Source organism: Burkholderia vietnamiensis LMG 10929 (genome assembly GCF_000959445.1).
GTDB lineage: Bacteria > Pseudomonadota > Gammaproteobacteria > Burkholderiales > Burkholderiaceae > Burkholderia > Burkholderia vietnamiensis.
This window is the reverse complement of the sequence record NZ_CP009630.1, coordinates 709012-735760: the sequence shown is the minus strand read 5'-3', so window position 1 is coordinate 735760 and position 26749 is coordinate 709012. Positions and strand designations below refer to the sequence as shown.

Here is a 26749-nt window from a genome sequence, read left to right as displayed (position 1 = left end):
TCGGGCCGCGCCCGTATCGCGCACGGCCGCACCAGCTCGCTCCGGGCCCGGCCCCACCGTATCGCACACGATCGACCCAGCCGGCAAACCCACCCGATCAACCGCTCGCCGGCCGAATCACGAGCTCGTCGAAGCCGGTACGCGCGTCGCGTTCGCGGGAAAACCGATGCGCGGGCAACGATGCAACGAGCAGTTCAACGGTGGTACGCACGACACAGCCGCTCGCGACGTGTCCGCCCGACACGCGTCCGTACGCGTCGGCAACCGTCATGTGCAGGTGCGCGCCGTCCGGCGACACCGAGCCGGCCAGCGTCAGTATTTCGAGGTCGCCGTGCAACTCGGCCGGCGAATCGACGCCAGCATAACGCACGCGCGCGACGCTGAGACTGCCGATGCCCTGCAGCACGAACGCCGCATGAACATCGAGCCGACGCAACGCGTGCTCGATCGACGCGCGCAGATCGTCACCGGGAGACAGACGTAAAGGAAGGGCTTGCATGGTCGATCACCTGCTCGAGAGCCTCGGTATCGACGCAGCGTACGTGCGCCCGCGCAATCCGGCAAGCCGCTGCCGGACCGCACGACGCACGCGCATCACACGGTGAAGCGCTCGCTGGCGAACTGCGCGGCCGGCAGGCCGGCCGCTGCGGCTGCTTCACGCGCGCCCTCGACGAGCGGCGGCGGCCCGCACACGTAGAGGTCCGGCGACACGTCGGCCTGCGCGAGCGCCGCGCGCAATCCATCGACCGGCGTGCCGTGGAGTCCGGCCCATTGCGGGCCGGGCCGCCACACGCACAGGTCGACCCGCAACTGCGGCAGGTCGGCCTGCAGCCGCTCCAGCTCGTCGAGCAGGAACAGCTCGCTTTCCTCATTGACGCCGAAGAACAGCCGCGCGTCGGCGAGCTCCTGATACTCGGCCATGCGCCTGAGCATCGACAGGATCGGCGCGAGCCCCGTGCCGCCCGCGACGAACCAGCGTGGCCGCAAGCTGTCCGCGAACAGTCCGAAGCCGCCCATCGGCACGCGCACCGTCAGCGCGTCGCCGAGCCGTGCGCGCTCGCGCAGATAGGTGGAGAACCAGCCGCCCGGCCGCAGCCGGATCAGGAATTCCAGGCGGCCGTCCCAGTTGCTCGTATTCGCGAGCGAATACGGGCGGCGCAGGCCGCTGCCCGGCACCTCCAGCTCCGCGAACTGGCCGGCCTCGAATTCCGCCGCCGCGCCGAACACGTCGTCGGGCTCGATCTGCAGCTCGACGCGCATCGTGTCCCGCGCGATCGTGTCGAGCGTCACGATGCGCGCCGTGCGCACCGGCACCGGCTGCAGCAGCACCTTGCTGCGGTCGTACGGTGCGGCGACCCGCAGATCGCCGAGCGGCGTCGTCCGGCACAGCAGCACCGCGCCGGATTGGCCTGCCGCAAGCGCGTCGGCGCTGTGCCCCTGCAGCTCGTACGGGCCGTCGACGACGGTGGCCTGGCACGCGCCGCAACTGCCGCGCCGGCATTGCGACGGCAGCGTGATGTCGGCCTGCGCAGCGGCGGCGAGCACGTCCTGGCCCGGTTCGCAGTCGAAGCCGAACGGCTCGCCGTCGCGCGTCGTGATCTCGATCCGATAGCTCATCGAATCATCCCGCTCACGCTGCCTGGCGCGACAGCGCAGCGGCGAGGTCCGCACTGGCGTCGCCGATCGGCTGGATGCCGAACTGATCGACCAGCACGTTGAGCACGCCGGGCGTGATGAACGCCGGAAGCGTCGGTCCGAGCCGGATGTTGCGGATGCCGAGCGCGAGCAGCGTCAGCAGCACGGCCGCGGCCTTCTGCTCGAACCACGAGATGACGAGCGACAGCGGCAGGTCGTTCACGCCGCATTCGAATGCGTCCGCGAGCGCCGTCGCGATGCGGATCGCCGAATAGCTGTCGTTGCACTGCCCGACGTCGAGCAGACGTGGAATGCCGCCGATATCGCCGAACGCGTGCCGGTTGAAGCGGTACTTGTTGCAGCCGAGCGTCATCACGACCGTGTCGTCCGGCGCCTGCTCCGCGAACTCGGTGTAGTAGTTGCGTCCCGGCGCCGCGCCGTCGCAGCCGCCGATCAGGAAGAAGTGGCGAATCTGGCCGGCCTTCACCGCGTCGATCACCTTGTCGGCCACGCCGAGCACCGCATGACGGCCGAAGCCGACGGTGATGGTCTCCTCGGGCGCGGTGACCGGGAAGCCGGGCAGCGCCTGCGCGGCACGGATCAGCGTCGAGAAATCGTGATGTTCGAGGTGCCGCACGCCGGGCCAGCCGACCGGCCCCGTCGTGAAGATCCGCTGCCGGTATTGCGGCAGCGGCTCGATGATGCAGTTGGACGTCATCAGGATCGGGCCGGGGAAGTGCGCGAAATCGCTCTGCTGATCCTGCCACGCGCCGCCGTAGTTGCCGACCAGATGCGGAAACGCCTTGAGCGCCGGATACGCATGCGCGGGCAGCATCTCGCCGTGCGTGTACACGTTGATGCCGGTGCCCGCCGTCTGTTCGAGCAGCGCATGCAGATCGCCGAGGTCGTGGCCCGACACGAGGATCGCCTTGCCGGCCACCGGCGACACGCGCACGGCGCTCGGCTGTTGCGCGCCGAAGCGGCCGGTGTTCGCGCTGTCGAGCAGCTCCATCACCGTCAGGTTCAGCCGGCCGAGATCGAGCGCCTGCTCGAGCAATGCGTTCACGTCGGTCGGGTCGGTCGCGAGAAACGCGAGCGCCGCTTCGATGCCTTCGTAGATGTCGTCGCGTTCGTAGCCGAGCACGCGTGCATGGTGTGCATATGCGCACACACCCTTCAGCCCGTACAGCACCAGTGCGCGCAGCCCGACGATGTCGGCGCCCACCGTATCGAGGCCCGCGTCGATGCCGACGGCCGCTGCCTGCTTCAGCAGACCGGGCAGATCGTCCGCCGGCTGCCACGCTGCCGGACCCTGCAGCGCCGGCAGCGCCGCGCCCGTGGCGCGCGCCTGCGCGTCGCATGCGGCCTTCACGCGGTCGCGCGTCTGCGCCGCTTCACGCAGCAGCGCGACGAAGCGCGCGGCGTGGAAGTTCACATTGGTCAGCGTCGTGAACATCGCGTACAGCACGAACCGGTCGGCTTCGCGGTCGCGCACGCCCATCGTGCGCGCGAGTGCGCCGTACTGCGCGATGCCCTTCACCGCATGGATCAGCAGATCCTGCAGGTCGGCAGTCGTCTCGTCCTTGCCGCAGTTGCCCTTCGCCGTTGCACAGCCGGGCCGTGCGCCGGTCCGGTCGGTCTGTTCGCATTGATAGCAAAACACGGTGCTCTCCTTTGTCGATCATGGGGACGCGGGTCGGTGCGTCGGCGCCGCAAATCGTGTTTCGGCCGCCGGGCGCTACGCCCGCTTCAAGATGCGTTCTCTATGCATCTTTTTCATGATCTTTCGGCGCAGCATCTGCCACCCTGACGCAGATCAAAAAAGCACACGTGTGGGACAACTTGTCGCTATGACTGCGCGCCGGCCGGTTCGGCGGGCGCGTGGTCGGCTTCGCCTTCGCTGAATTCGATGCCCCAGTCGCCGTAGCGATACCAGTCTTCGCCGAGCGATTCGCATGGATGCTGCGTGCGACTGCAGCCGTTGCCGCACCGCATTGCATCCGTCGGGCAGTAGTTGTCGCATCCCCAGCAGATCCGCTCCGGATGCGCCGGGTGCAGCGCGAATTTTTTGGCCATGATGCGTTGTCCTGAAGTCGGTGGGTACGCTACCGTCCGACTCTAGTACGCACACCGCACGATGCCGATGCGACATTCGTTCGCAGCGCGGAGGCGGGATCGATGGCGCGTGCGGAGGCCGTTTCGATGTTGCTCGGGATGGAGCGCGCGCGTCATGTCGCGCGACGTCTCGTCACGGCGTATGCGTATCCGACGCCGCCGCGGCTTGCGGATTGGCGATCAGCTGCAAGCGCACGCGCAGCGGCTGCAGCATGTCCGGTGGCGGCGCTTCGGCAAGCGCTCGCGCGACGAGCAACTGACGCAGCGCCGCGTCCGCGTCGGCCGAGCCGAGCGTCGCGAAATCCACTCGTGTGACCACGCCGTTCGCACCGATCCATGCGCGTATCGCGATCGGCGGCGATGCATCGGCGTTCACATCCGGGCCGCGCGCTTCGAGATGGCGATGCAGCCGCTGCGACGCGTCTCCGCCCGCTTCGAGCCACATCTCGAACTGATGCCCGACCAACTGTGCATATGTGATCCAGGACTGCGGCACGTCGGTCGTCTGTGCGGCGACCGACGTACACGCGGCCAGCAACGCCGCGCAAACGCCTGCGCGCAACCATCCGGATACCGTCCCTACCCGCGTTCGCGTCATCCCGCCTCCCGTTCCATGTGTATCGCTCGCGTGCGCGAACGGCGCGCATCGCACCGCGTCGGCCTGCGCGTTCATCCTGCCCCGATCGGCACATACAGCCGCGTGCCGCCGCGTTGCACGAGCAGCGCGACGTTGCCGTGCGCGGCGTCCATCGCGGCCATCAACGTGTCGATGCTCGCGACCGTCGCGCCGTTGACCGACAGCACGACGTCGCCCGGCTGCAACCCCGCGCGCGCCGCCTGACCGCTCGCCCGTTCGACGACGAGCGCCTGGCCCACGCCGAGCCGCCGCCGTTCGCGGTCGGTCGCGGCGCGCAGCACGAGCCCGAAGCGGGCCGGTCCGCGCGCGACGCCGGCCGGCGCCGCCCCGCTGTCGAACGCGCCGACCGTCGCGCCGACATGCATCGCCCGCCCCGCGCGCCACAGGAGCAGGTCGACCTGCCGCCCGGCCCGCATGCCGGCGATCGTGCCGAGCAGATCCGCCGATTCGGCAACCGCGTTGCCGTCCACCGCGAGCACGACGTCGCCCGCCTGCAATCCCGCCTGCGCGGCCGGGCCGTCGGGCTCGACCATCGTGATCAGCGCGCCGTCCGGGCCCGGGAGGCCGAACGAGCGCGCGGCTCACTTCCTGCACGGCCACGCCGAGCCGGCCGCGCACGACCTTGCCGGTGCGCAGCAACTGGTCCTTCACGTCGAGCGCGATATCGATCGGGATCGCGAACGCGAGCCCCTGATAGCCGCCCGTCTTCGAGAAGATCATCGAATTGATCGCGATCACGCGGCCGTCGAGATCGAACAGCGGCCCGCCCGAATTGCCGGGATTGATCGGCACGTCGGTCTGGATGAACGGAATCGCGCGCTCGCCGGGCAACGAGCGCGACTTCGCGCTGACGATGCCCTGCGTGACCGTATTGGCAAACCCGTACGGCGATCCGATCGCCATCACCCAGTCACCGACCTCGGTGCGTGCCGGATCGCCGGTCGCGACGACCGGCAGGTTGTGCGCGTCGATACGGATCACCGCGACGTCGGACAGCGGATCGCTGCCGAGCACGCGGCCCGTGAACTCGCGCTTGTCGGTGAGCTTCACGTCGACGCTCGTTGCGTCGCCGACTACGTGCCGGTTCGTGAGGATCACGCCGTCCGCGTCGACGATGAAGCCGGAGCCGAGGCTCACCTCCTCGCGGTTGCCGATCACGCGCCGCCCGAGAAACGGCGCGAGCGGATGATCGGGTGCGATGCCGGGCGGCAGCTGGATGCCCATCTGCGCGACTTCGCGCGTGACGCTGATGTTGACGACGGCCGGGCCTACGCGCCGCACGAGCGCCGCAAAGTTCGGCAGTGCGACGGTTGCGGATGCGCGGTTGTTCGTGGCGATGGGGCTGCGCTCGGTTGGCGCGGGCGTCGTGGCGGCCGTGGGCGCTGTGGAGGCCGTGGAAGCCGCGGAAATCGCGGAAGTCGTCGGAGCCGTGGCAACCGTGGCAGCCCTGCCAACTGTGATAGCCGCAATCCCCGCGCACGCGAGCACGAGCCCACCCGTCAGCGCTCGCAGCAACGTGGCGCGGCCCGCCTTCATGCGCATGCGCATGGCATCGCTGCGCGCCGGCCGACGATCCCGCGCGATCATCGCTTCGGCGGCACCGCGACCGGCGCGTCGGGCCGCTGCGGCGTCGCCGAGCGGCCCCAGTTCGAGCCGAAGCGGTTGCGTTCGGTCGACAGGTTGAACGTGCCGAGGCGGTTCGACGGCTGCTTCGACAGCCGTTCGGCATCGGTCTGCGGTGCGCCGCCCGGTTGCGCGTCGGACGCCGGCTTCAGTTGCCGGCTCAGGCAGTCATAGGACAGCGCGCGCTTGCCGTCGACTTCCGCATCGACGCACACCGGCTTCCCAGCCGAACCGGGCTCGGCAGCCGCCGCGCCGGCGCCCTGCGCGTGCGCGCCCGCGGCCTGCAGCACGCATGCGATCGTCATCATCACCCCAAGTCGTCCGTTCATCCGTTCTCCGTCGATCATGGCCGGTCCGTCAGCATTCGCGCGCTCATGCACGCACCGCGCGCGCGACCGGTTGCGCCAGAAAGCGCGCGAACGCCGCGCGCTCGGCCGCGCCGACCGCTGGCTCGTGCGCATTCGCGCATTGCCCCCAGACGTCGCGCATCCCGTCGATCGGCTGCCACGCGAGCACCTGCGCGCCGGTCGGATACGGCGTGACGACGGGCTCGCGATAGTCGACGCGAAAGAGCCGCGGCGCATCGCCGCCCGCGGTCCACAAATCGCCGACGTCGCGCACGCTCGCGTCGAACCAGAAACGCACCCAGCGCACGGTCGGGGCGAGCGCGGCAGCGCTGCGAGAGACGGCCGGAGGTGTGTCGGCAGACGGTGTATCCGCAGACGGCGCGACGGCAGACGACGTATCGGCAAACCGCGCAACAGCACACGCCACATCACCAGCCGCTGTATCCGCCCGCACCGCATCCCCGCCCACCACCTCCGGCACGCGCATAAACCCCGCCAGCACGAGCAGCACGGCGGCCAGATCGTCGTCGCGCAACATTCGGTACGACCACAGATCCGCGACGTCCGCGCACGCGATCACCGCGATGAAGCGCTCGATCGTCAGCGCGGGCCACACATGCCGCATCGATGCGTAATGACACGCCCACCGCGCGACGAACCGCTCGCGATGACGCGCCGCGACCTCCACATCGCTCGACCCGCGGATCGCGAGCTCATCCGGTTGATATTGCCGCGTCGTCAGCACGCATTGCGCGGAGCAACGCGCGCTGCGGTGCCGCGCATAGCCGCCCGCGCCGGGCAGCGGCTCGAGCGCGCCGAAGCACAGCGGACAATGCGTCGGCCATTCGCCGCGGCGGCTCGGCCACGGCGTCGCCTTCGGCAGGCGCGGACGATCGGACGCGACGGCCGCGCGCCGCCGCTCCGGCGTGCGCGCATCGGGAGCCGCGACCGGCGGCGTCGGACGGACAGTTGCCATGGCGGCCTACCGGGCAGCGGCGAGCGCTTTCTTCAGCGCGTCTTCGTTGATCGGCGCGTTCGCGGCAAGGTTCGCGAGATACGTGCGCGCATTCTGCTGCGTGCGCTGCGCGCGCAGCATCGTGCGCAGCTGCTCCTTCACGTCGGCCAGCGGACGCGGCGCAGCCGCGCGCACGTCGATCAGCTTCACGACATGAAAACCCGACGGCGTGCGAACCGGCGCGGACACCTGCCCGGGCTTCAGCGCGTCGGCCGCCTGCCGCACGGCCGGCAGCATCAGCGAATCCGGTACGAAACCGAGATCGCCGCCGTTCGCCGCGCTCGCGGCGTCCTGAGAATTCGCCCGCGCAAGCGCCGCGAAATCGCCGCTGCGCGCGCGGTTCGCGAGATCGGCTGCCCGTTTGCGAGCGGCTTCCAGCGTCGCGGCGTCCGCGTTCGACGGCACCGCGATGTAGATCTGGGCGACGTGCAGCGCACGCGGCGTAGTGAGCGCCGCGCGGTTCTGCTCGTATGCGGACTGGATCTCGGCATCGGACGGATAGTCGGCAGGCGGCGCACTGACGGATGCGAGATAACTGCGCGCGACGATGTCGCGCCGCGCCTGCTCGATCGCCGCCTGCACCTGCGCGTCCTTCTCCCAGCCTTTCGACTTCGCCTCGGCGAGCACCGCCTTCTGCGCGAGCGTCGCGCGCACGACCTGGTCGAGCGCCGCCGGGTCGGCAGCGAGCCGCTCGCGGCCTTCGGCGTTCACCGCCTTCAGCACGCCGGCGATATCGGCCTGCGTGACCGACGCCTGCGCGACGCTCGCGATCACGTCGTCCTGCGCATGCGCGGCGAGCGGTGCGGCCAGCAGCAAGCCGGCCGTCACGAGCGCCCGCGTCTTCATCTTCGTCATCATCGCTGCACCGCCCTCTCGGTTGCTGTTCAAGTGCGCACGCCGCCGGTCGCACGACATGCGCGTCGCCACGTTCATCGCCGCATCGCCCTAGCGCACGCTCGACAGCGTCATGCGCAACACGATCGGCTGCGTCATGCCGTGCGGCGGCGCACTGCCGACCGCGCGGCCCACGAGCGCGTCGCGCAGCGCGGCATCGACCGCAGGATCGCCGGCCGGCACGCTATCGACGCGCGTCACGTGCCCGCGCCCGTCGAGCCACGCACGTATCGGCAGCACCGGCCGGTCGTCGCCGGTATCGGCGAGCCGATCGGCCCAGCGCCCGACATCCGCGCGCACCCGGCACGCGACGGCATCGTCGCCGTCGAGCACCGCCTGCAGGCGCCGCGACACGCACTCCGCATACGCGACCCAGACGGCCGGCGCCGCGTCGCTCGCCACCGCGCTCGCAGCGGGCAGCGCATGCGGCGGCAGCAGCGCACGCAGCGCGGCACCGATCCGACGTCCCACGCGTGCGCTCGCGGCGATCATGACGGCACCGCGGCCCCGGACGACGCCGTCACGGCAGCCGGCGCATCCGGACGGTCGGCGTCGGCCGCACGGGCCGCCGCTTCCTGCTCGGCGAGCGTCGGACGGTCGCGCAGATGCAGCAGGAATTCCTGGATCAGCCGGTCCCACAGCTCGACCGTCGAGCGCAGATGGCGCTCGGACACGCCGCCCGCGACCACCACGTCCATCTCGAGCGCGAGAAACGCGCCGTGGCTCGCGAGACGCGCGAAGCGCTTGGTCCTGTTCCAGTTCGCCACCAGTTCGGCCGGCAACTCGCCTTGCACCTGCAACACGCAGGACAGCGTGTAGTCGAGGTAGACGATCCGCGCGGCGTCGATGGCCGGCGGCACGCCTACGGCCGGATTGCCGAAGCGCACCGCGAAGCCGACGCCCTGACTCGCGCTCATCAGCTGCATCGCACCGTTCTGTTCGGCCACCGTCACGCGATAGCCCGCGCGTCGCAGGATCTCGGCGAGAAGCTCGGCGCTGACGGCTTCGATCGGCGCATCGTGTGCCGCGCGTTCGTCGGCGGTGTGGGTTTGCTCATGTTCCATGTCTGTGTTCCCGGTATTCAACGAATCGATCGGTTCGGGCCGGCGCCGGCTCGCGGTCACTGCCCGCTCGCACTTGCACCAGCGCTTGCGCCGGAGGACGCGGCCGATGCGGCGGCCGCCGACGCGGGCGCCGCAGCCGGCGCGCGTGCGGCCGCGTCGTACTTGCCCGCATACAGCGCATCGCCGTAGCGTTGCGCGAGCTCGTCGTACCTGACGCGCGCCGACTGCGCGAACGGCTGGCGCGACGCGAAGAACGTGCCGATGCCGACATGCTCGTACGCGTCGAGGATCTCGTGCCCGACGCGATACAGCGCCGCATTGTGGGCCTCGCAGGTTTTCAGTTGCGTGTCACGCGCGGCGAGATCCTGCTGCGCCTGCACATGCTGCGCATCGCGCGTACGCGACACGGCGAGCAAATCGTCGTACGACGCCTTGTACTTCGCGAGCGAGCGCGCATCCTGCTCGCGCGCCGCCCGTTCGGCCGCCAGCGCGCGCTTCGCGGCCGCTTCGGCGCCCGTGTCGCCGCGTGCGGCCGCGAGCTGGGCCTGCGCCGCCTTCAACTGGGCGAGCGCGTCGTCGCGCTGCTTCTCAGCGGCCGCCTTGTCGGCCCGCAACTGCGCCTGGTTGTCCTGCAGCTGGCGCAACTCCTGCACGGTCGAGCGCAGCTGGCTGCGCAGCTTGTCGTCGATGCTCTGCGCATGCGCCGCGCCGGCCGCCAGCAGCAGCAGCACGCCCGCGAGCATCGTGCGATAGGTCGTGTTCATGCGCGGCTCCGGTCAGAAACGAGCGTTGAGCTCGAGCTGCAGCACGTCGATCGACACCGGCGGCCCGTACACTTCCTTCGAGCTCAGGTAGCGGGCCGACACCCACGTATCGCGCGCGACCGCATAGGCCGCGCCGATCACGTAGCCGCGCGCGTTGGTGCCGCCGAGATGGAAGTCGGAATCGTTGAATGCGTCGAGCACCGCGTCCGGCTGCAGGTACTTGTATGCGATCGAGAAATTCCACTGGCCCTTCTCGCGCAGCTCCGGCTCGCCGATCGTCGCCTTCGCGAGGAAGCCGTTCGGGCCGCTGCGATAGTCGGCGCGCGTCGCGTTCACCGACGTCGACTCGTAGTTGTTGACCGGCAGCGACGCCGCCGCGAACGCCTTGTTGTCGTTGTACGCGAGGTTGCGCACGTATTCGCCGTCGAGGCGCAGCTTGATGCGATCGGCGACGACCGTATCCCACTGCGCCTTCAGGTCGAGCAGCCGGTAGTTGTACGCGAGACCGAACAGCTGCGGCTGCGGCGTCATCCCCGGTGCGAGGTTCGGGTTCTGCACGATGTTGCGCAGCGCCATCAGCGTGTTGCCGCCCTGCATGAACACGGGCGCCTCGTTGTCGGTGCTGCAGCTGGTCGCGCCGAGATACAGCGCGCACGGCGACGACAGCGTGCCGCGCATGTTCTGGAAGTCGTAGTACGCGACCGCGCCCCTCAGCCGGTTCCGCGCGTCGATCTTCCAGTCCGCGCCGAACTGCGCGCCGAACATCCACTTGGTATCGCTGCCGGCCTTGTCGGTGCTGTTGGACGGGAAGTTCTCGCCCGTGTACTGGATCGGGAACACGCCGAGCGTGCCGAACAGCGTGACGTCCGGATTCCACGGCAGCGCATGCTGCAGGTTCGCGGCGAAGCCGTCCATCATCAGATCGTCGGAGAACACCAGGTCCGACTTGAAGAACGGATTGTCGAAACGGCCGGCCGTCAGGTTCAGCCACGGCGCGGGCCGGTACGCGAAGAACGCCTTGTTCAGCCAGATGCTCTTCTTGCCCCAGCCGCCGCCGGCCGTCCCCGTCGTGGACACCGGGCCGTTGTCATTGCCGCTCGCGAGCTGCAGGCCGGCGATCATCTCGTCGGACAGCGTCGCGGTCACGCCGAGCCGCGCACGGTAGCGCAGCAGGTTGTTGCGGTTTTGCGTGGTGTTCTGCGTCGGCAGCTGCGTGGTGTTGGTGTTCGAGTTGATGTCGAAGCCGCCGCCCTGGTTGATCGCCGCGAAGTTCGTCACGTTGTTCGCGTTGCGGCTGCCGTAGAAGTGGTATTCGTCGCGCACGCGCATGTCGCCGTCGAGCTTGATGCGCGACACCCAGTCGGGGAACGTGTTCGGCTGCGCCCAGTTCTCGGCCTTCGCCTGCGCGATCACCTCCTGCTTCACCTGGTCGCGGATCTGGTCGCGCACGAGCTGCGGCACGTACGGCACCGCGACGTCGCCCGGCTGCGTCGGCGGGTTCACGACGCCCGCCGCGGCCGCGACCGGCACGCCGGCGCCGCGCGCGGCGCGCGCCTGCACGGCCTCGCTGCGCGCCTCGCTGATCAGCTCGTTCGCGTTCTGCTGCGTGAGCACGCCGCGCTTGACGAGCAGGTTGATCAGGTTGATCACCACGCTCTCGGTCGGCGCGGCCTTGCCCGCCGCGGCTTGCGTGGCCAGCGATTGCGCGTGCGCGGTCGACGCGCAGGCCAGCCCGAGCGTGAGCACCGCCGCGCCGACGCGCGACAGGCGCGCGGGCAGCGCCCCGCTGCGGGGCGCCGCGCCCGGTCCATTCATCTTGTGACTCATCGAAGCACTCCGAACAATTTCCGTTTCTTGTGCGGCAGCATCCGTGCAACGGAGCTGCCCCTTGGATTGATTCGCCATTCGCGCGCGGTGCGTCATGCGGGCTTGCGCCCCTGCAGCCGCACCAGCACCGGATACGCGGTCGCGGGCGGCGGCGCTTCGTCGACCCGGCCGAGCGACTCGACCGCCGCGAGCACCGCCGCGTCGATCTTCGCGTCGCCGGTCGACTGCGCGATCGTCACCTTCGTGATGCGCCCGGACGCGTCCATCCACAGGTTCAGGCTGCCCGCGAAGCGCGCGCCGCCGGCTTCCTGCACGCCCTTGTCCTGCTCGATCGCGCGCTGCAGCACGTACACCATGTACTGCGCGTAGCTCGCATTGCCGAACTTGCCGCCGCCGCCGCTGCCGACCATCCCCGAACCGTCGCCCGCGCCGATGTTGAAGCTGTCGGTGCCGGCCTGCGCGGGCGCGTTCATCGTCATCTGCTTCGGCTGGTCGTCCGACGGCTTCGGCGCTTCGGACGGTTTCGGCGCGATCGTCGGCCGCTCGACCGGCGTCTTGACCTCGTCCTTCACCTTCTCGGGCGGCGGCTTCTTCGGTGGCGGCGGTGGCGGCGGCGGCAGCGGGATCACCGTCGTCACCTGCGGCGCGCTCGCGCGCTTCACGCCGGCCGTATCGCCCGCGAAATGCCAGATCAGCGCGGCGAGCGCGGCCAGCGCGAGCGCGATCGCGACCGGCTTCACGTAGCGGCCGGGGCCCTTGTGCGGCGGGCCGCCGTTGTAGGTCATTTCCATCGCGTCAGCCGCCCTGCTTCGCCTTGCCCGTCACGAGGCCGACCTGCGACAGGTCGAGGCGGCGCAGCAGGTCGAGCACGTCCATCACCTTCTGGTATTGCACGGCGGCATCGCCCTTGAGCACGATCGGGAATTCCGGGTTGGTCGCCTTCTCGGTGCGCAGCCGGCTCTCTAGCTCGTCCATCGTCACCGGATACGCGTCGAGAAAGATCTGCCCGGAATCGGCCACGGTGATCGCCTTCGTCTTCGGCTTCGCGAGGCTCGCGGACGAGCTCGCCTTCGGCAGATCGACCTTGATGCCCTGCACCGACGCGGTGGTCATGATGATGAAGATGATCAGCAGCACGTACGCGAGGTCCAGCATCGGCGTGATGTTGATGTCGTCGTACGGCTTGTCGTCGTCCTGAACCTGCATGGTGGTCTCCTGCGTGCGTTCAGTCGGCCAGCACCGCGTGGTCCGGCGTGCGGTGCGCTTCGGCGAGGCGCGTGACGAACTCGTCGACGAACACCTGCATGTTGGCGGTCACGTTCTTGTTGCGGATCAGCAGGTAGTTGTAGCCGAACAGCGCGGGAATCGCGACGAACAGCCCGGTGACCGTCGCGAGCAGCGCGGCCGCGATACCCGGCGCGATCGCGTTCACGTTCACGTCGCCGGCCGCGGCGATCGCGGCGAACGTGATCATCACGCCGACCACCGTGCCGAGCAGGCCGAGGAACGGGCCGCCGGAGATCGCGATGGTCAGCAGCACCATCGACTTCGACAGCCGCTGGTTCTCGCGCACGAGCGTCGCGTCCATCGACGCGCGAATCGCCTCGATCGATTCGCTGGTGATCACCGTGCGGCCGTTGCCGTCCACGCGGCTGTGGATCTCGTGCACACCGGCCTTGTAGAGGCGGTACAGCGACGACTGGTACAGCCGGCGCCCGTCGGCGCTCGCCTCGTCGACGTGCGCGAGGCCCACCAGATGACGGCCGGCCACTTCGCGAAAGCGCTGCACGAAGTACTGGTTCGCCTTGTCGACGGTGCCGACGTAGCGCGCCTTGGTCCACATCACGACCCACGACACGAGCGCCATGCCGAGCAGGATCGTGATCACGACCCAGGCGTCCACCGTCACCGACTGCACGATCACGCCGAAGTAGCCGAAGCCGAAGCCCGACTGCTTCTCGTCCGCGCCGTAGGCGACGAGCTTCGATTCCGAGCCCTGCGCGAGCGCATCGAGCGCGAGCGCGGCCGGCGTGCGCGCGATCTTCGACAGCCGCAGCTCGTCGAGCGCGCCGTTGTACGCGGCAAAGCCGGCCGGCGCGCCGGCCGCGTCCGCACCGACCGTCGCTGCGCCGTTCAGCGCCGGCAGCACCGCCGCGACCTGCGCGGCCTGCTTGCCGTTCACGTAGACGGTGAGGTTCTTGCCGTCGGCGGTCACCGCGAGATAGGCCCACTGGTTCGCGGCGAGCGGCGCCGCAGTCGGCGTGCGCACCGGCGCCGCGCTGCCGGCCGCGCCGTCGACCTGCGCGAACGGCACGCCGTTGTCGAGGCCGATCAGCAACGCGTTCGCGCCGTCGCGGCGGCCGTACAGCAGCGTGTTCGGCGCGAGCGCGGCCGGCTTGACCCACGCGCTGAACGTGAAGCTGCCGCCGGCCGGCACGTTCAGCGACGGGCTCGCGGGCAGCGTCAGCGATGCATTGCCGTCGAAGCGCGCGCCCTTGCCGACGATGCCGTCCTCGATCGCGCGCGACGTCGCGTTCTGCGCGTTGTTCGCGTACGCGGTCGCGTCCTTCGGCGGCGTGCCCGGCGCGCCGTTGAAGTGGTACACGAGCGTGTAGTCGGCGTCGAACGTGTCGGCCGGCTTGCCGCCGTCCGGCGCCTTCTTGTTGCCGTAGTACATCCAGATCGATTCCGCCGCGCCCGCCGGCATCTTCGGCACGTCGACCCAGATCAGCGCGACGCCGAGCACCGGGTCGTACTGTTCGACGTGGTAGTTCAGCGGGGTCTTGTCGTCGGCCGCGACGAAGCGGATGTCCGCGCCGTTGTCGGCCAGCCCGTCGAACTGGAAGTTGCCCGAATGCAGGCGAATCAGCAGCGGCACGCGGCCGGCCGACTCGGCGAGGTTCGCGCCTTTCGGGCTCGCGTCGATGGTGATCGCCTTCCGGTACGACCAGTCGTTCTGCCACCATGCGTTGGCAATGCCGGGCAGCACGCCGAGCATCGCCGCCAACAGGAAAAACAAGACTCGCTTCACGATCCACTCCCCGAATGTGCGGGCGCCGCGCTCGCCGCAGCGCCCCGGCACGGTCAAAAAAAAATCCGTCAGAACCCCAGCCGTACGTAGAAATCGAAACGCGGGCTGTACTGCCGCGTATAGACGCCGGCCTTCAGCGGCCATCCGGCCTCGAAATCCGCGCTCGCGTACTTCATCAGCTGCAGCCGCGTGCCGACGCCGACGCTCATCAGGTTGAAGCGCGACGTCTGCTCCGGCAGCGGGCTCAGCAGCCACAGATGCGCGGCGTCGAAAAATGCGTGGAAGCGCCACTCGTTCACGCGGCTGCCGACCGCGCCGCCGAGCCACTTCGACAGCGACGGGCTGCGCAGCTCGAGCGACGCGATCACGCCGCTGTCCGCGGTGTCTTCGGCCTGCATGTAGCCGCGCACGCTGTTCATCCCGCCCGCGGCGAACTGCTCGCTCGACACGAGCGGCGAGTTCGACAGCTGCGCGCTCACGTGCGCGTTGGCCTGCATGTCGTTCGCGAAGCGCTGCGTGTGGTTGACGTCGAACTTGCCGTACACGAAATCCGGCGTCGCGTTGTAGCGCTTGTTGTCCCAGGCGCCCCAGTCGCTGCCGAGGCCGCGGATGTTGGTCGTCAGCGACGCGGAGAACGACGTCTGCGAGTTCGTCAGGCTCAGCTGGCCGCTGTACGAGAACGTCACCGGCACATAGGTCAGCGGCGCGGTGGAGGTCTGGCCGACCACGCTCACGTTCTCGTCGTAATGCTTGCGGTCGATCTCGATGCTGACCGTGTGCGCGTAGGTGTCGGATCCGGGCAGCGCATAAATCGCGGTGAAGCCGTACGTCGTGCCCTTGCCGAGCACGTTGGTGCCGCCGACCGACGCGACGTTGCTGTCCGAATGCACGACGGTCGCGAGGAAGCTCCAGCGCGTGTCCTTGATCGGCGCGAGATACGAAAACGCATAGACGCGCGCATCGTTCGGATGCTGCGGCGCGATCACGTAGGTGCCGGAGATCACGTGGCCGAGCTGCCAGAGGTTCGAGTAGCTGAGGCTCGCGCTCGTGCGCAGCGCGGACGTGCCGGGGCTGTTGTCGTTGTTCAGTTCGAGCGTGCCGTGCAGCGGGCTGTGATCGTCGACCTTGAGATCCACGTCGACCGTCTGCGGCATCGTGCCCGGCTTGAGCACCGGAATCACCTGCCGATCCGCCGAGCGGTTCAGGCCCGTGAGCTGCTGCTGCGCCTGGTTGAAGTCGGGCACCTTGCCTTCGGCGAGCGCGGGCACCGCGTCGCGGATGTTCTGCGGCGAGTCGTATCGCGCACCTTCGACGCGCAGCCGGCCGACCTTCGCCTCGGTCACCTGCAGCAGGATCACGCCGTTCTTCACCTGCTGCTGCGGCAGCTCGACGACGACCGACTGATAGCCGCGATCCTGATAGACCTTCTGCAGCGCATCGCGCGCGCCGTTCACGTCGGCCAGCGTGCGGCCCGGCCCTTCGAACGGATAGACGGCCTTCTCGATCTCGAGCGCGGGCAACGTCGTGTTGCCGCGCACGACGAATGCGTTGACGTCGAACGTCTGCGGCGCCGGCGCTTGCGGCGCGGCGGCGCTCGCGGCCGGCGCCGCGGCGGCTTGCTGTGCGCGCACGCCCGGTGCGACGCACAGGCCGCCGGCCATTACGGCGCCGGCGAGGCATCGGCATCTCAGCCGCCATCGTTCGCGTGACTTGCGGTCTACTCTCGGCGGCATGCGCCATTCCCCTATGTGGTTCCGATTCCCGGACCGGCCGTGCTGCATGCGCCGCCCGCTCCGTTATCAAATGCCTGTTTCACTTTGATGACGCTTGGTTCGCCATCCTTATCTTGGACTGCGCGGTGCGTTGCCGAGATTTCCGATACCCGCAGCCGTAGCATCGAACGATGGCGCCGTTCGTGTCGCCGCCGTCGCACTGTCGAACGGCCTCGACCGTGTCAATCGGAAAGGACGAATCGTCATCGCACAACCCGCAACCATCGACGCGGCCGCATCGCATTCGACCGCGTCGCGAGCGTGCCCGATGCACCGGCTTGCCGCTCTCACCTACCTAGACGGAACGAAGTACGCATTGCCGCAAACTTTTTTGTGCGAGCGGCCGGCGCGACGCCGAACACGTGCAGCCGCCGCTCGGCCCGCGAATACGCGCGGCCGACGGCGCCGCTCCAGCAGCGTCGTCGACGGCATGCGGCCTGCAATGCGCGCACGGCGGAAGCCCGCGCGCTCGCGCGGGATGCCGTGCAGGAATGTGCGTGGCCCCCGGTTTCGTATGCGTATCGTTTGCGTGGCCATCACGGCTCTACGGCGTTGCACTTGCTTGCAGCGTCGGCAAACGTACGCCGCCCGACGGGCATCGCGCGATGCGCGACGCGCCATGCGGGCAGCCCGACCATCGTCTGATGCTATCGGGAAGTTTTTGTGACATTGAGCTGAAGATATCCACCAGAGCGACGGCGATCGCGCACGCATCGTGAAAGGCTGCGGTATCGCGCGCCCCGATCCGTCTTAATCAAATGAGAACAACACGCCGACGAAGGGTCCGTTTCATGTCATTCGCCACGATGCTCGTGCGCTGGCTCGCCGGCCGAATCGCCGGCGCGGCCGCACCGCCGAACCCGCAGCGCGCGGCCGCCGCCCGCAGCGTCGCGTCGCCGCGCCCGTTGCGCTGGCGGGCGCCGTGGCTCGCGTGGCAACTGCTGTCGTGGTGCGCATTGACGCTGCTCGCACCGCCGGTCTGGTCGATCGGCGCGCTGCTGCTGGTCAACGCGTCGAGCGACCAGCCGCTGTTCTGGGCATTCGCGATCGCGATCGTGCCCGTCGCGAACGGCATCGCGATCGTCGCGGCGAATCAGCGCCATCACCGCATGCCGTTCACGCGCCGCTCGACGGTCGCGCTGTTCATGTTCTTCGTTGCGACGGCGATCGGCTGCACGCTGTTCGTGCTGCTGATGTGGCGCTCGCATGCGATCCCGGCACTGGTCGGGCCGCTCGCCGTCGACGGCGGCGACCTGCGCCCCGCGACGCTAGCATGCTGGGTCGCGGCGCTTGCGGCGACGTTCGGCGTCACGTCATCTGCGCATGCGAGCATCGCTCACGCATGGCTGGCGTTCGAGGCCTGAATCAGGATCTGAACGCGGCTGCGACCACATAACGGGGGCACGCGAATGCATCGACACGGAAGATCCTGTGCAACACGCGCGCCGCGCGCGCGCGGCATCGCGATCGTGACGGTGCTGCTGGTCGTCGCGCTGGCGGCGACACTCGCGGCCAGCGTGCTGTGGCGCCAGCAGGTGGCGATGCGCGACGTCGAGAACCAGCGGCTCGCGACGCAGACGATGTGGGTCGAGCGCGCCGCGGTCGAATGGGCGCGTGCGCTGCTGCGCGCGCAGAACGCGACGTCGAACGTCACCTTCGTCGGCCAGCCGTGGTCGACGCCGTTCGCCGACGTGCGGCTGTCGGACCTGCTGCCGCCGGATGCGATCGCGGTCAATGCAGAGCTTGCGCGCGCGTCGATCGCCGGCAACGTCGAGGACGCGCAGGCGCGCTTCAACCTGCTGAACCTCGTGTCGCGCGTCGCGCCGGGCAAGCCGTGGCAGGCCAACGCGGAAGGCGTGCTCGCGTATCGGCGCCTGCTCGGCGCACTCGGGCTCGACGCCGCGCTCGCGCAAGCGACGGCCGACTACATGCTGCGCTCGCTGCGCGACACGAACGGCCCCGACGGCTGGCCGCTGCAACTCGTGAGCGTCGACGATCTCGCCCGCATTCCCGGCTACGACGCACGTGCGATCGATGCGCTCGCACCGTTCGTGACGGTGCTGCCCGACCTGACGATGGTGAATGCGAACACGGCGGCCGAGCCGGTGCTCGTCGCGGCGATTCCGACGCTGTCGGCAAGCCAGGCAAAGCGGCTCGTCGACCGGCGCGCCACCGCGTACTTCGTCAGCACCGGCGACATCGCCGAATATCTGCTGCCCGCGCCGGGCGGCAACGCGACGCTGCCCGACGGCGCGGCCGTGGGCGTCACCAGCGGCTACTTCATCGTGCATTGCCGCGTGCATTCGGCGCGGATCAACGCACGCGTCGACACGCTGATCGCGCGCTACGGCAGCGGCAACTTCACGTGGACATCGGTGATCTGGGTGCGGCGGCTCACGAGTTGAAGCGGGCCGCGCTGGTTGCGCAGGCGCCGCCGCGCTAGACGGGCGACGACTCGGTCAACCCGACCGTGCACGCCGCTTGCGGGACCATCGCACACTCGAACGTCAAGCGCGTGAGGCTCGTCTCCCGCACTTCGCCGAGCAGGCGGTTCCAGTCGTCGATCGACACGAGCAGCGCGATCGGCCGGTTGTATTTCGTGACCATCACGAGCGCATCGCCCGCATGCCGCAGCGCCTTCGACGGATTGCTGCTGAAGTCGCGCGTCCCCATCGCGATCGTGCGCAGGCTGAACACGTTCGCGGCCGCATCGTCGCCGTCGTCGTGCAGCAGCCGTTCGAGCGTCGCCGCGCGCAGCAGCGCCTGCGATTTCGCGGACAGCCGGTCGCGCCGTTTGCGCCGCTCGCTGCGCGGATCGACATGCACGGCGAGCAGCCGCACGAGCTGGCCGAGCGTGGTCGCGGGCAGCTGGTCGTAGCGGCGCCACCAGTCGGGCGGCAGCGCGACCATCATCCCCGCGTAGACCGCGGTGACGCCGTCGGCGATATGCGCCGGGAGACGTTCGGCGTTGCGCGCGTCGAGGTCGAGCGCCGCGCCGATCACCTGGGTCATCATGCTGAACGCGTTGTACGCGAGCGCCGCGATACCGCACGCGAGCAGCGACGCGCGCGCCGGCGCGTCGCCGAACGGCGCACCTTCCCGTACCGGCGCGAGCGGCAACGGCAGCGCGTCGCGCCAGCGTCGGCGCGACAGCTGCACGATCTGCACCGCATCGAACCGGGCGGGCGACAAGTCCGTCAACAGCGTGGTCGTCCCCGCAAGCTCGCCGTCCGCCCGCGCGCGACGCCATTCGATGCGGCGCAACGCACCGGCCGCATCGTCGTCGCCCGCCATCGCGACCGGCTGCTCGTACACGAGGCCGTCGCCGCATGCGCCGGCCTCGCGCCACGCACCGAGCGGCCGGCATCCGCTTGCGCGCCCATGTTCGCGCAAGATCAACGCGCCGCCGCGGCGCGGCCAGCCCGACAGGATCGCGTCCGCATCGAAGCCTCCGTCGACGATCCACAGCTCGCCGGGCCGCACCGTCTCGAGCAGCGCGGCGACGAACGCGCGCGCGTTCTGCCGGCCGCGTTCGACCGGCAGCAGATCGACGATCAATCCGAGATCGGGATCGTAGACGGGCAGCACGCGCGCGCCGGTGTCGGGCGCGCGTTCGCGCGCAGCAGCGTCGCGCGGCCGGCCGCCATCGCCGGCATCCGGCGCGGCCATCCATCCGTCGTCCGCGTCCTCGAGCACGCGCAGTCGCATCCCCTCGAATCCGCGCTCGTCCGCGCGCACCGCCGCGATCGGCTGCAGCAGCTCCGCGCTGTCCTTCACGAGCGCACGCCCCCAGCCGGCGCGCAGCCGGCTCATCGCGTCGTGCAGCGCGGCGACCGCGGCGCCGCCGGTCGATGCGCTGCCGCCCGCATCGGATCGCGTGCGCGCCCGTGCGGCGATCGCCGCGATCGCATCGACCGCGCGCGCGAACAGCGCCTCGCGGATCGGCTCGTCGTCGGGCTCGCCGCCTGCATCGTCGCGCGTATCGGGCCAGTCGTCGTGCATCGCGCATTGCAGCATGAGCCGCGTCATGATCGCCATCGGGCTCTGTTCGACGAAGCGTTCGACCACCGCGCGCGTCATCGGGCCGCTCCGTATCGTTCGCCCCGGCACGCTCGCCGTTGCCGGGCCGCAGCAGCCGCCTCGCGAGCGACCGAACGCGCACCGCCGCCTGCCGTCGCGGCGCGCGGTTCGCCATCGACGCACGCGGTGACGCGCACTTCACTTACGCGCACGTCGCGACGATGCCTGACTGGCGCCCGGCGCAGGTCCGGCACGGCGGCGAGCTGCTGCAATGGATGGTCGACCATATCGTTGCTCTGCAAGAATCCGCCCGTTGTTCGAACGCTTCCCGTTTCTGTGTGAACCGCCACGCGACGTGGACGATCGGCTAGACGCCGCGCGGCGTGGCACGTACGACTGCCCGCGGCCGGCCGCTCACTGCGCCACACCCCACGCCCCACGCGGCGGCGATCCGCAGGCCCGCATCGGCCTCCGGTCCCGCTTCACGGCCCCCTCGCTCTCTCGTATACAAGGTCGAAGCGGGCGCGCCTAACCCGCAGAATTTCGCGCACGACGCGCTGCCGCGCAGACGAAAACGATTCCACCGCGGCCCGGCATGCCGCATGGACCGGGCGCTCAATGCGTACGCGTCGAGCCGCCCCGCTCCGGGCCGCCGATCGCCGCGAGCACGGCCCACATCCAGATCAGCTCGCGCACGGTGCGCGCATGCTCGTCGCTCTGCGCGCGCCAGCGCCGGAACGCGTCGAGTTCGCGTTCCGTGGTCTCGCCGGTGCGCAGCCACAGCAGCCAGCGCACCGCGCCTTCGCGGATCGCGTCGGCGCGCGCGTGCGCGTCGCCGGAATCCGCATCCCGTTGCGATTCGTCGATCATCACGCCACCGCCCGAAGCTGCCTCGACACCGATCCCCCGCGCCGCGCATCGCTGCACGGCCGGGGCGCCCGCCATCCACGCCCCGGATCCGACCACGCGCCACCGGGCAGCCGCATACGGCGGCCCGACGTTTGCCGGCCCTCATTGATCAGGTCGTATCGGACGACGGTAACCCGCAACGCGCGCGCGGCAGCGCGAGCGCGCCGCCCGTTGCGGCAGAGGAAGGAGAAAGAAGGAGAAAGAAGGCGAAGAACGCGCCGGTCAGCTCAGCAACACGATGTTGCCGGGCAGGCGCGTGATGTGCGCGCCGTACAGGCGGCCGACCATGTCGATCACGTCGTCGAGCCGCGCGATCGGAAACTGCGCCTGCATCCGGTTGGCGCCGAGCGCGGTGCGCCGCAGCACGACCCGGCCGGGACGATAGCGGTTGATTTCGTCGATGACGCTCGACAGCGGCACGTCGTTGAACACCAGCATGCCGCGCCGCCACGCGCTGATCGCGCCCGGATCGGCGCGCGTTACGGGCTGCACGCCGCGATCGTCGTAGACCACCTGATCGTCGGCCTTCAGCGTGCGCGCGCCGCGCGGATGCGCGAGCGCGACCGTGCCGGACAGGCACGTCACGCACACCTGCGCACCGGTGCGCCGCACGTTGAAGCGCGCGACGGTAGCCTGCATGCGGCCGTCGCCGGCGACCACGGTCACCGGCTGGAGCGGCGTCGCGCGGCCGGCGAGCGGCGTGGCCGCGTCGATCTCCGCCTCGCCCGCGACGACTTCGACACCGTGCGCGGCATCGCTCGCGGGCAGCATGTCGATGCGCGTCTGCGTGTTGAGCGCGACCGTCACGCGCGACGACAGCGCGACGCTGCGCTGCTCGCCGGTGCCCGTGTGGTAATCGGCGGTCAGGTCGCCGAGCGACGGCCACAGCTGCAGCGGCGGGCGCACCGCGAGCCACGACGCGCCCGCGGCTACCGCGAAGCCGATGAACGCGCGGCGGCCCGTGCGCATCGTGCGCTCGCGCTTCGCGACGCTGGCCCACGCGGCGTTCGTGCGTTCTTCCTGCGCGAGTTCGGCGGCCGCCGTGCGCAACGATCCCCACGTGTCGCGCAGCAGCGCGGCCGCCTGCGGACGCTGCGCGCACCAGCGCTCGAACGCGTCGGCGTCGGCCTGGCTCGCTTCGCCCGAGCGCAGACGCAGCAGCCACGCGCTCGCTTCGTCGAGGGCGTCGTGGGCGGGTTCTGCCTGGGCTTTCGTCATCATCCGGGTACTCAAAATTTACGCGGCCCGCCTCGCGAGCCCGTGTACGAATCGCCGTCTTCCTGCATGCGTTGCAGGCAGTACTTCATCGCCGCGCTCAGTTCGCTTTCGACGAGCCGCAACGAGATGCCGAACTGCTCGGCGATCTCGCGGTTCAGCAGCCCGTCCACGCGCGCGGCCAGCAGGATCGCACGGCGCCGCGGCGGCAGGCCGAGCAGCACGTCCTTCAGCGTGTCGACCTTGCGGCGCGCCGCAACGATGCGCTCCGGGTCGGCCAGCTCGTCGGGCGTCTCGAGCAGCGTTTCGACATCGTCGTCGTGCAGATGGCGGCGCTCGCGGCGATGCTGGTCGATCGCGACATTGTTCGCCATCCCGAGGATGTAGGCGTCCGCGTTCGTCACCTGCGTCGACACGTTGGCGTTCTCGAGACGCAGCCAGGTCTCGTGCAGCGCGTCGGTCGCGCCGTCCTTCGAGCCGGTCACGCGCTCCAGACGCCTGACCAGGTACGCGTAGCGCGCCGCCAGCAGCTTCCGGAGGCCGCCGCGCGTGGTGTCGGACGTATCTGACGTATTGGACATGTCGCCCTAGCCTCGCGACGCCGCCGGCGGACAGCGAAAATGCACGCCGTTGCCCTCCGGCCGCAGCAGGATCGTGACCGGCTGCGGCAGGTCGGCCGGCGGCGCATCGTCCAGCTTCAGCGCGCGCAACGCGTGCAGCACCGCCGCGTCGCGGGCGGCCGAACCGCTCGATGCCACCATGTTGACTGCCACCACCGTCCCCCTGTTGTCGATGCGCACCTGCGCGACGAGTCGATAGCTGCCCGGCACCGCCGCGGGCTGCGCGCACAGCGCATCGATCAGATGCGCCTGCAGCATGCCCGCGAACGCACGCCGCTCGCCCGATTCGCCGAGCCCGTCGATCGGCAGCGCGGCGTCCGATGCGTCGGCCGCGGACGGTACCGCGTCGGCGGCCGGCTGCGCGACGATGATCGCTTCGTCCGGGCGCGCGAATTCCGCGCGCAACCCCGTTCCTGCCAGCATCCGCTCGAGCGCGTCGCGCGGCGCGAAATCCCCCTGCACCGGTGCGCTCGTGCGGCCGTCGAGCAGCGGCGCCGGCGCGAGCACGAGCAGCTCGGTCAAGCGCGCGAAATCCTGCAGCGCCTTCGCGAGCGGCTGCGCGCGCAGCGCGAAGTGCGCGACGCTGCCCGGCGGGCGGCCCGCGACACCCGCTTCCTGCGCGAGCGCGCCGCGCAGGCACGGCACGACGAACACGAGCCACGCGACGAGCGCCACGACACCGGTCGGCGCCCGTGAACGAGTCATGAATCCCTGGTCGGAAGTGGAGTTGCACGCCGCGTGCCGGAACGCATCCCGCCGACAGCCGTACCGTCGCGAGCGAACGTCAGATTGTGAGCGGCCACTGTGACAGTCAGGTGAAGCGTGCGGTCGCGCGAAACCGACCCGCCTCATGCGTCGCATCGCTCACGGCCGGCGCACGACGAAGTTGCCGATACCGGTGCCGACCACCGCCATCCGCACGTCGCCGGACCACAGCGTGATCGTGACGGGCACGTCGATGCCCTCGTTGCCGAGCACGACCGGCGACGGTGCGTCGCCGCCGCCGGTGTAGCGTACGGTGACGCCGGTCACCGCGGCGCCCCAGCGGCGCGCGCGATACAGGTCGTCCGTCATCGGCGCCCAGCCACCGCCGTCGGTGCGCTGGACGAACCGGTAGCCGCCGCCGACCGCTTGCCATGCGATCGGTATCGAGCGCACCTGCGCGTCGTCGCCCGCCGATTCGAGCAGGTTCGCGAGCCGCTGCGCTTCCTCGGCGAGATCGGTACGGCGATTGCGCGACGGCGTGAGCGTGACGACCGCGACCAGCAGCCCGACGATCACGAGCACGACCAGCATCTCGAGCAACGTGAAGCCGCGTTGCGTGCCTGTGCGCGGCCGCCGCGCGTCCGTGGTTCGTGGGTTTTCGTGCCGCGTCATCGTGCATTCGCCGTTGCGTCAAAGAATGGAAAGCGTCGCCCGAACCGCCCGATCGCCATGAAACCGCTCACGCTGCTCCACACCGTCGCGTCCCGCGCGGATCCCGTCGCCGTCGTCGCGACGCTGGCCGCCGCGGCCGCGCTCGTCGCCGTATCGCTGTATGCGGTGCGCGTGCTCGGCACGACCGCAGCGCCGGTTGCCGCGCCGATGCTGCCCGCACCGCCCGACGTCACGGCCGGCGCACGGCTGTTCGGCGCGCCGCCCGATGACGGCCGCGATGCGGTCCGGGTGCTCGGCGTGATCGCATTCGACGCACGCCGCGCGGCCGCGATCGTCGGCGTCGGCGGCGACGCGGCCCGCGTCGTGTCGCGCGGCGCGCCGATCGGCGCGGCCGCGACGCTCGCCGATGTGCGCGCGCGCTCGATCGTCGTCGAGCGCAACGGGCTGCGCCGCGAGATCACGCTGCCCGCGGCCGGGCACGCCGACGCGTTCGTGCGCTGACACGCCCATCACTGCACCATGTTGTTCAGCTCGATGATCGGCATCATCACCGCCAGCACGATCACGAGCACCACGCCGCCCATCGCGAGGATCAGCAGCGGTTCGAGCAGGCTGGTCAGAAACATCGTGCGGCGCTCCAGCTCGCGCGACTCGCCTTCGGATGCGCGATCGAGCATCGTCGTCACGTCGCCGGTCGCTTCGCCCGAGCGGATCAGGTGCACGAGCACCGGCGGAAACGTCTTCGTATGGGCCAGCGCGCGCGACAGCGCCGAGCCTTCGCGCACGCGCACGATCGCATCGTCGACGTTCGCGCGCATCGCGCGGTTCGACAGCGTCTCGCCGGCCGCCTGCAGCGCGCGCAGGATCGGCACGCCGGCCGCCGTCAGAATGCCGAGCGTGCTCGCGAAGCGCACCGTGTTGTAGCCGCGCACGAGCTTGCCGGCGAGCGGCGCGGTCAGCACCCACGTGTCGAACCTGAGGCGCGGCGCATCGCGCGACAGCACCTTGCGGATCGCATAGACGATCGCGACCGTCGCCGCGAGCGACGCCCACCACCAGTGCCGCACGAAACCGGACAGCGCCATCATCACGACCGTCAGCGTCGGCAGTTGCTGCTTCGTGCTGGTGAACACGTTCGCCACCTGCGGCACCACGTAGCTCAGCAGGAACGTGACGATGCCGAACGCGATCAGCGTGACGATGCCCGGATACGTGAAGGCCAGCAGGATCTTTTGTTTCAGCGCGTTGCTCTGCTCGATGTAGTCGGCGAGCCGCGCCAGCACGACGCCGAGCTTGCCGGTGTGTTCGCCGGCCGCGACCAGCGCGCGGTAGATGTCGGGGAAGTCGCGCGGATGCTGCGTCAACGCATTCGCGAACGAATGCCCGCCGACCACTTCCGCACGGATCGACGCCATCAGTTCGCGCACGTATTCGCGCTCCGCCTGCTCGCTCAGCACCGACAGCGATTCGTCGAGCGGCAGCCCCGCGACGAGCAGGCTCGCGAGCTGGCGCGTGATGATCGCCTGTTCGCGCTGCGACAGCTTGCGGCCGAGCGACAGACGCCGCTGACGCGCACCGTTCAGACGTTGCGCGGCCAGTTCGACGACGAGCGGGGTGAGGCCTTGCGTGCGCAACTGGCTGCGGCCGGCGCGCGCGCTGTCGGCTTCGAGCACGCCCTTCAGCGTGCGGCCGGTGGGATCGATCGCTTCGTAGCGGAATGCCGACATGCCGGGATTCTCCTGTCACGTACGCGACCGCCCGCGATGACTTGAGACGGCAAGGCGGATCGCGTCGCCCGCGCAAGACTAAGGCGCGAACCGGCGCAAATTTGTGACCGATGTTGGGCTACCTTTTTGATCGCGGCCGATTATCGGCCGATATGAT

At 70.0% G+C, this 26749-nt stretch carries 27 protein-coding genes and 1 pseudogene; 4 read left to right on the top strand and 24 right to left on the bottom strand.

Annotation, left to right across the window (positions count from 1 at the left end):
* Window positions 1–97 precede the first annotated feature (97 nt).
* The 17 genes and pseudogenes from AK36_RS03525 to AK36_RS03445 all read right to left on the bottom strand — a co-directional run bounded on the left by AK36_RS03525 (window position 98) and on the right by AK36_RS03445 (window position 16613).
* Window positions 98–499, bottom strand: coding sequence for a PPC domain-containing DNA-binding protein (locus AK36_RS03525; protein ID WP_045577869.1), 402 nt, complete (start codon window positions 497–499; stop codon window positions 98–100).
* A 95-nt stretch (window positions 500–594) separates the two neighbouring features.
* Complete coding sequence (locus tag AK36_RS03520; protein WP_045577868.1) at window positions 595–1617, bottom strand: 2Fe-2S iron-sulfur cluster-binding protein; 1023 nt, start codon at window positions 1615–1617, stop codon at window positions 595–597.
* A 13-nt stretch (window positions 1618–1630) separates the two neighbouring features.
* Complete coding sequence (gene hcp / locus AK36_RS03515) at window positions 1631–3298, bottom strand: hydroxylamine reductase (protein ID WP_045577867.1); 1668 nt, start codon at window positions 3296–3298, stop codon at window positions 1631–1633.
* A gap of 185 nt (window positions 3299–3483) precedes the next feature.
* Window positions 3484–3711, bottom strand: a complete 228-nt coding sequence (locus AK36_RS03510) for a DUF3079 domain-containing protein (protein WP_045577866.1) — start codon at window positions 3709–3711, stop codon at window positions 3484–3486.
* A gap of 172 nt (window positions 3712–3883) precedes the next feature.
* Window positions 3884–4312, bottom strand: a complete 429-nt coding sequence (locus AK36_RS03505; protein WP_224383335.1) for a YbaB/EbfC family DNA-binding protein — start codon at window positions 4310–4312, stop codon at window positions 3884–3886.
* A gap of 107 nt (window positions 4313–4419) precedes the next feature.
* A pseudogene (locus AK36_RS03500) lies at window positions 4420–5923 on the bottom strand (Do family serine endopeptidase).
* Between the two features lie 47 nt (window positions 5924–5970).
* The gene (locus AK36_RS03495; RefSeq protein WP_011882499.1) at window positions 5971–6315 is read right to left on the bottom strand and encodes a hypothetical protein; all 345 of its coding nucleotides are present in this window, start codon (window positions 6313–6315) and stop codon (window positions 5971–5973) included.
* A gap of 67 nt (window positions 6316–6382) precedes the next feature.
* Window positions 6383–7333: a hypothetical protein gene (locus tag AK36_RS03490; protein WP_034195233.1), complete on the bottom strand. Its 951-nt coding sequence runs from the start codon at window positions 7331–7333 to the stop codon at window positions 6383–6385.
* Window positions 7334–7339: 6 nt separating this feature from the next.
* Window positions 7340–8230, bottom strand: coding sequence for a peptidylprolyl isomerase (locus tag AK36_RS03485; protein ID WP_034195234.1), 891 nt, complete (start codon window positions 8228–8230; stop codon window positions 7340–7342).
* Window positions 8231–8317: 87 nt separating this feature from the next.
* A complete protein-coding gene (locus AK36_RS03480) occupies window positions 8318–8737 on the bottom strand; it encodes a hypothetical protein (protein WP_224020492.1) in 420 nt (139 codons plus the stop codon).
* Window positions 8738–8754: 17 nt separating this feature from the next.
* Window positions 8755–9330: a YbjN domain-containing protein gene (locus AK36_RS03475; protein WP_045577865.1), complete on the bottom strand. Its 576-nt coding sequence runs from the start codon at window positions 9328–9330 to the stop codon at window positions 8755–8757.
* Between the two features lie 56 nt (window positions 9331–9386).
* Window positions 9387–10094 carry a hypothetical protein gene (locus AK36_RS03470; RefSeq protein ID WP_045577864.1) on the bottom strand — a complete coding sequence of 236 codons (708 nt, stop codon included), beginning with the start codon at window positions 10092–10094 and terminating at the stop codon, window positions 9387–9389.
* A gap of 12 nt (window positions 10095–10106) precedes the next feature.
* Window positions 10107–11921 (bottom strand): putative porin, encoded by a 1815-nt coding sequence (locus tag AK36_RS03465; protein ID WP_014725279.1) that lies wholly within the window; start codon window positions 11919–11921, stop codon window positions 10107–10109.
* Between the two features lie 92 nt (window positions 11922–12013).
* The gene (locus AK36_RS03460; RefSeq protein ID WP_011882506.1) at window positions 12014–12712 is read right to left on the bottom strand and encodes an energy transducer TonB family protein; all 699 of its coding nucleotides are present in this window, start codon (window positions 12710–12712) and stop codon (window positions 12014–12016) included.
* A 4-nt stretch (window positions 12713–12716) separates the two neighbouring features.
* Window positions 12717–13127: an ExbD/TolR family protein gene (locus AK36_RS03455; protein ID WP_014725280.1), complete on the bottom strand. Its 411-nt coding sequence runs from the start codon at window positions 13125–13127 to the stop codon at window positions 12717–12719.
* A 19-nt stretch (window positions 13128–13146) separates the two neighbouring features.
* A complete protein-coding gene (locus AK36_RS03450; RefSeq protein ID WP_045578409.1) occupies window positions 13147–14952 on the bottom strand; it encodes a DUF2341 domain-containing protein in 1806 nt (601 codons plus the stop codon).
* A 68-nt stretch (window positions 14953–15020) separates the two neighbouring features.
* Complete coding sequence (locus AK36_RS03445; protein WP_045577863.1) at window positions 15021–16613, bottom strand: ShlB/FhaC/HecB family hemolysin secretion/activation protein; 1593 nt, start codon at window positions 16611–16613, stop codon at window positions 15021–15023.
* Window positions 16614–17515: 902 nt separating this feature from the next.
* On the opposite strand from AK36_RS03445, the gene AK36_RS03440 reads away from it, so the two are divergent.
* Both AK36_RS03440 and gspK read left to right on the top strand, forming a co-directional pair.
* Window positions 17516–18088: a hypothetical protein gene (locus AK36_RS03440; RefSeq protein ID WP_034195238.1), complete on the top strand. Its 573-nt coding sequence runs from the start codon at window positions 17516–17518 to the stop codon at window positions 18086–18088.
* A gap of 45 nt (window positions 18089–18133) precedes the next feature.
* A complete protein-coding gene (gspK, locus tag AK36_RS03435; protein WP_011882512.1) occupies window positions 18134–19129 on the top strand; it encodes a type II secretion system minor pseudopilin GspK in 996 nt (331 codons plus the stop codon).
* Between the two features lie 34 nt (window positions 19130–19163).
* On the opposite strand, the gene AK36_RS03430 is transcribed toward gspK, so the two are convergent.
* Window positions 19164–20804: a type II toxin-antitoxin system Phd/YefM family antitoxin gene (locus tag AK36_RS03430; protein WP_045577862.1), complete on the bottom strand. Its 1641-nt coding sequence runs from the start codon at window positions 20802–20804 to the stop codon at window positions 19164–19166.
* 38 nt (window positions 20805–20842) lie between these two features.
* Between AK36_RS03430 and AK36_RS33805 the strand changes: the two genes are divergently transcribed.
* Window positions 20843–21115, top strand: a complete 273-nt coding sequence (locus tag AK36_RS33805; RefSeq protein WP_034195241.1) for a hypothetical protein — start codon at window positions 20843–20845, stop codon at window positions 21113–21115.
* A 244-nt stretch (window positions 21116–21359) separates the two neighbouring features.
* Here the strand turns inward: AK36_RS33805 and AK36_RS03420 are convergent, their stop codons facing one another.
* The 5 genes from AK36_RS03420 to AK36_RS03400 form a co-directional block, all read right to left on the bottom strand.
* A complete protein-coding gene (locus tag AK36_RS03420) occupies window positions 21360–21614 on the bottom strand; it encodes a FecR/PupR family sigma factor regulator (protein WP_045577861.1) in 255 nt (84 codons plus the stop codon).
* A 261-nt stretch (window positions 21615–21875) separates the two neighbouring features.
* The gene (locus tag AK36_RS03415) at window positions 21876–22874 is read right to left on the bottom strand and encodes a FecR family protein (protein WP_052691538.1); all 999 of its coding nucleotides are present in this window, start codon (window positions 22872–22874) and stop codon (window positions 21876–21878) included.
* 8 nt (window positions 22875–22882) lie between these two features.
* The gene (locus tag AK36_RS03410; protein ID WP_045577860.1) at window positions 22883–23449 is read right to left on the bottom strand and encodes an RNA polymerase sigma factor; all 567 of its coding nucleotides are present in this window, start codon (window positions 23447–23449) and stop codon (window positions 22883–22885) included.
* A 6-nt stretch (window positions 23450–23455) separates the two neighbouring features.
* Window positions 23456–24193 carry a secretin and TonB N-terminal domain-containing protein gene (locus tag AK36_RS03405; RefSeq protein ID WP_045577859.1) on the bottom strand — a complete coding sequence of 246 codons (738 nt, stop codon included), beginning with the start codon at window positions 24191–24193 and terminating at the stop codon, window positions 23456–23458.
* Window positions 24194–24352: 159 nt separating this feature from the next.
* The gene (locus tag AK36_RS03400; RefSeq protein ID WP_045577858.1) at window positions 24353–24865 is read right to left on the bottom strand and encodes a prepilin-type N-terminal cleavage/methylation domain-containing protein; all 513 of its coding nucleotides are present in this window, start codon (window positions 24863–24865) and stop codon (window positions 24353–24355) included.
* 57 nt (window positions 24866–24922) lie between these two features.
* Here AK36_RS03400 and AK36_RS03395 point away from each other — a divergent pair, with 57 nt between their 5' ends.
* Entirely contained in the window at window positions 24923–25366 is a 444-nt protein-coding gene (locus AK36_RS03395; protein ID WP_045577857.1) for a general secretion pathway protein GspC, read from the top strand.
* A gap of 8 nt (window positions 25367–25374) precedes the next feature.
* Here the strand turns inward: AK36_RS03395 and gspF are convergent, their stop codons facing one another.
* The gene (gspF, locus tag AK36_RS03390; RefSeq protein ID WP_034195244.1) at window positions 25375–26592 is read right to left on the bottom strand and encodes a type II secretion system inner membrane protein GspF; all 1218 of its coding nucleotides are present in this window, start codon (window positions 26590–26592) and stop codon (window positions 25375–25377) included.
* Window positions 26593–26749: the final 157 nt, after the last annotated feature.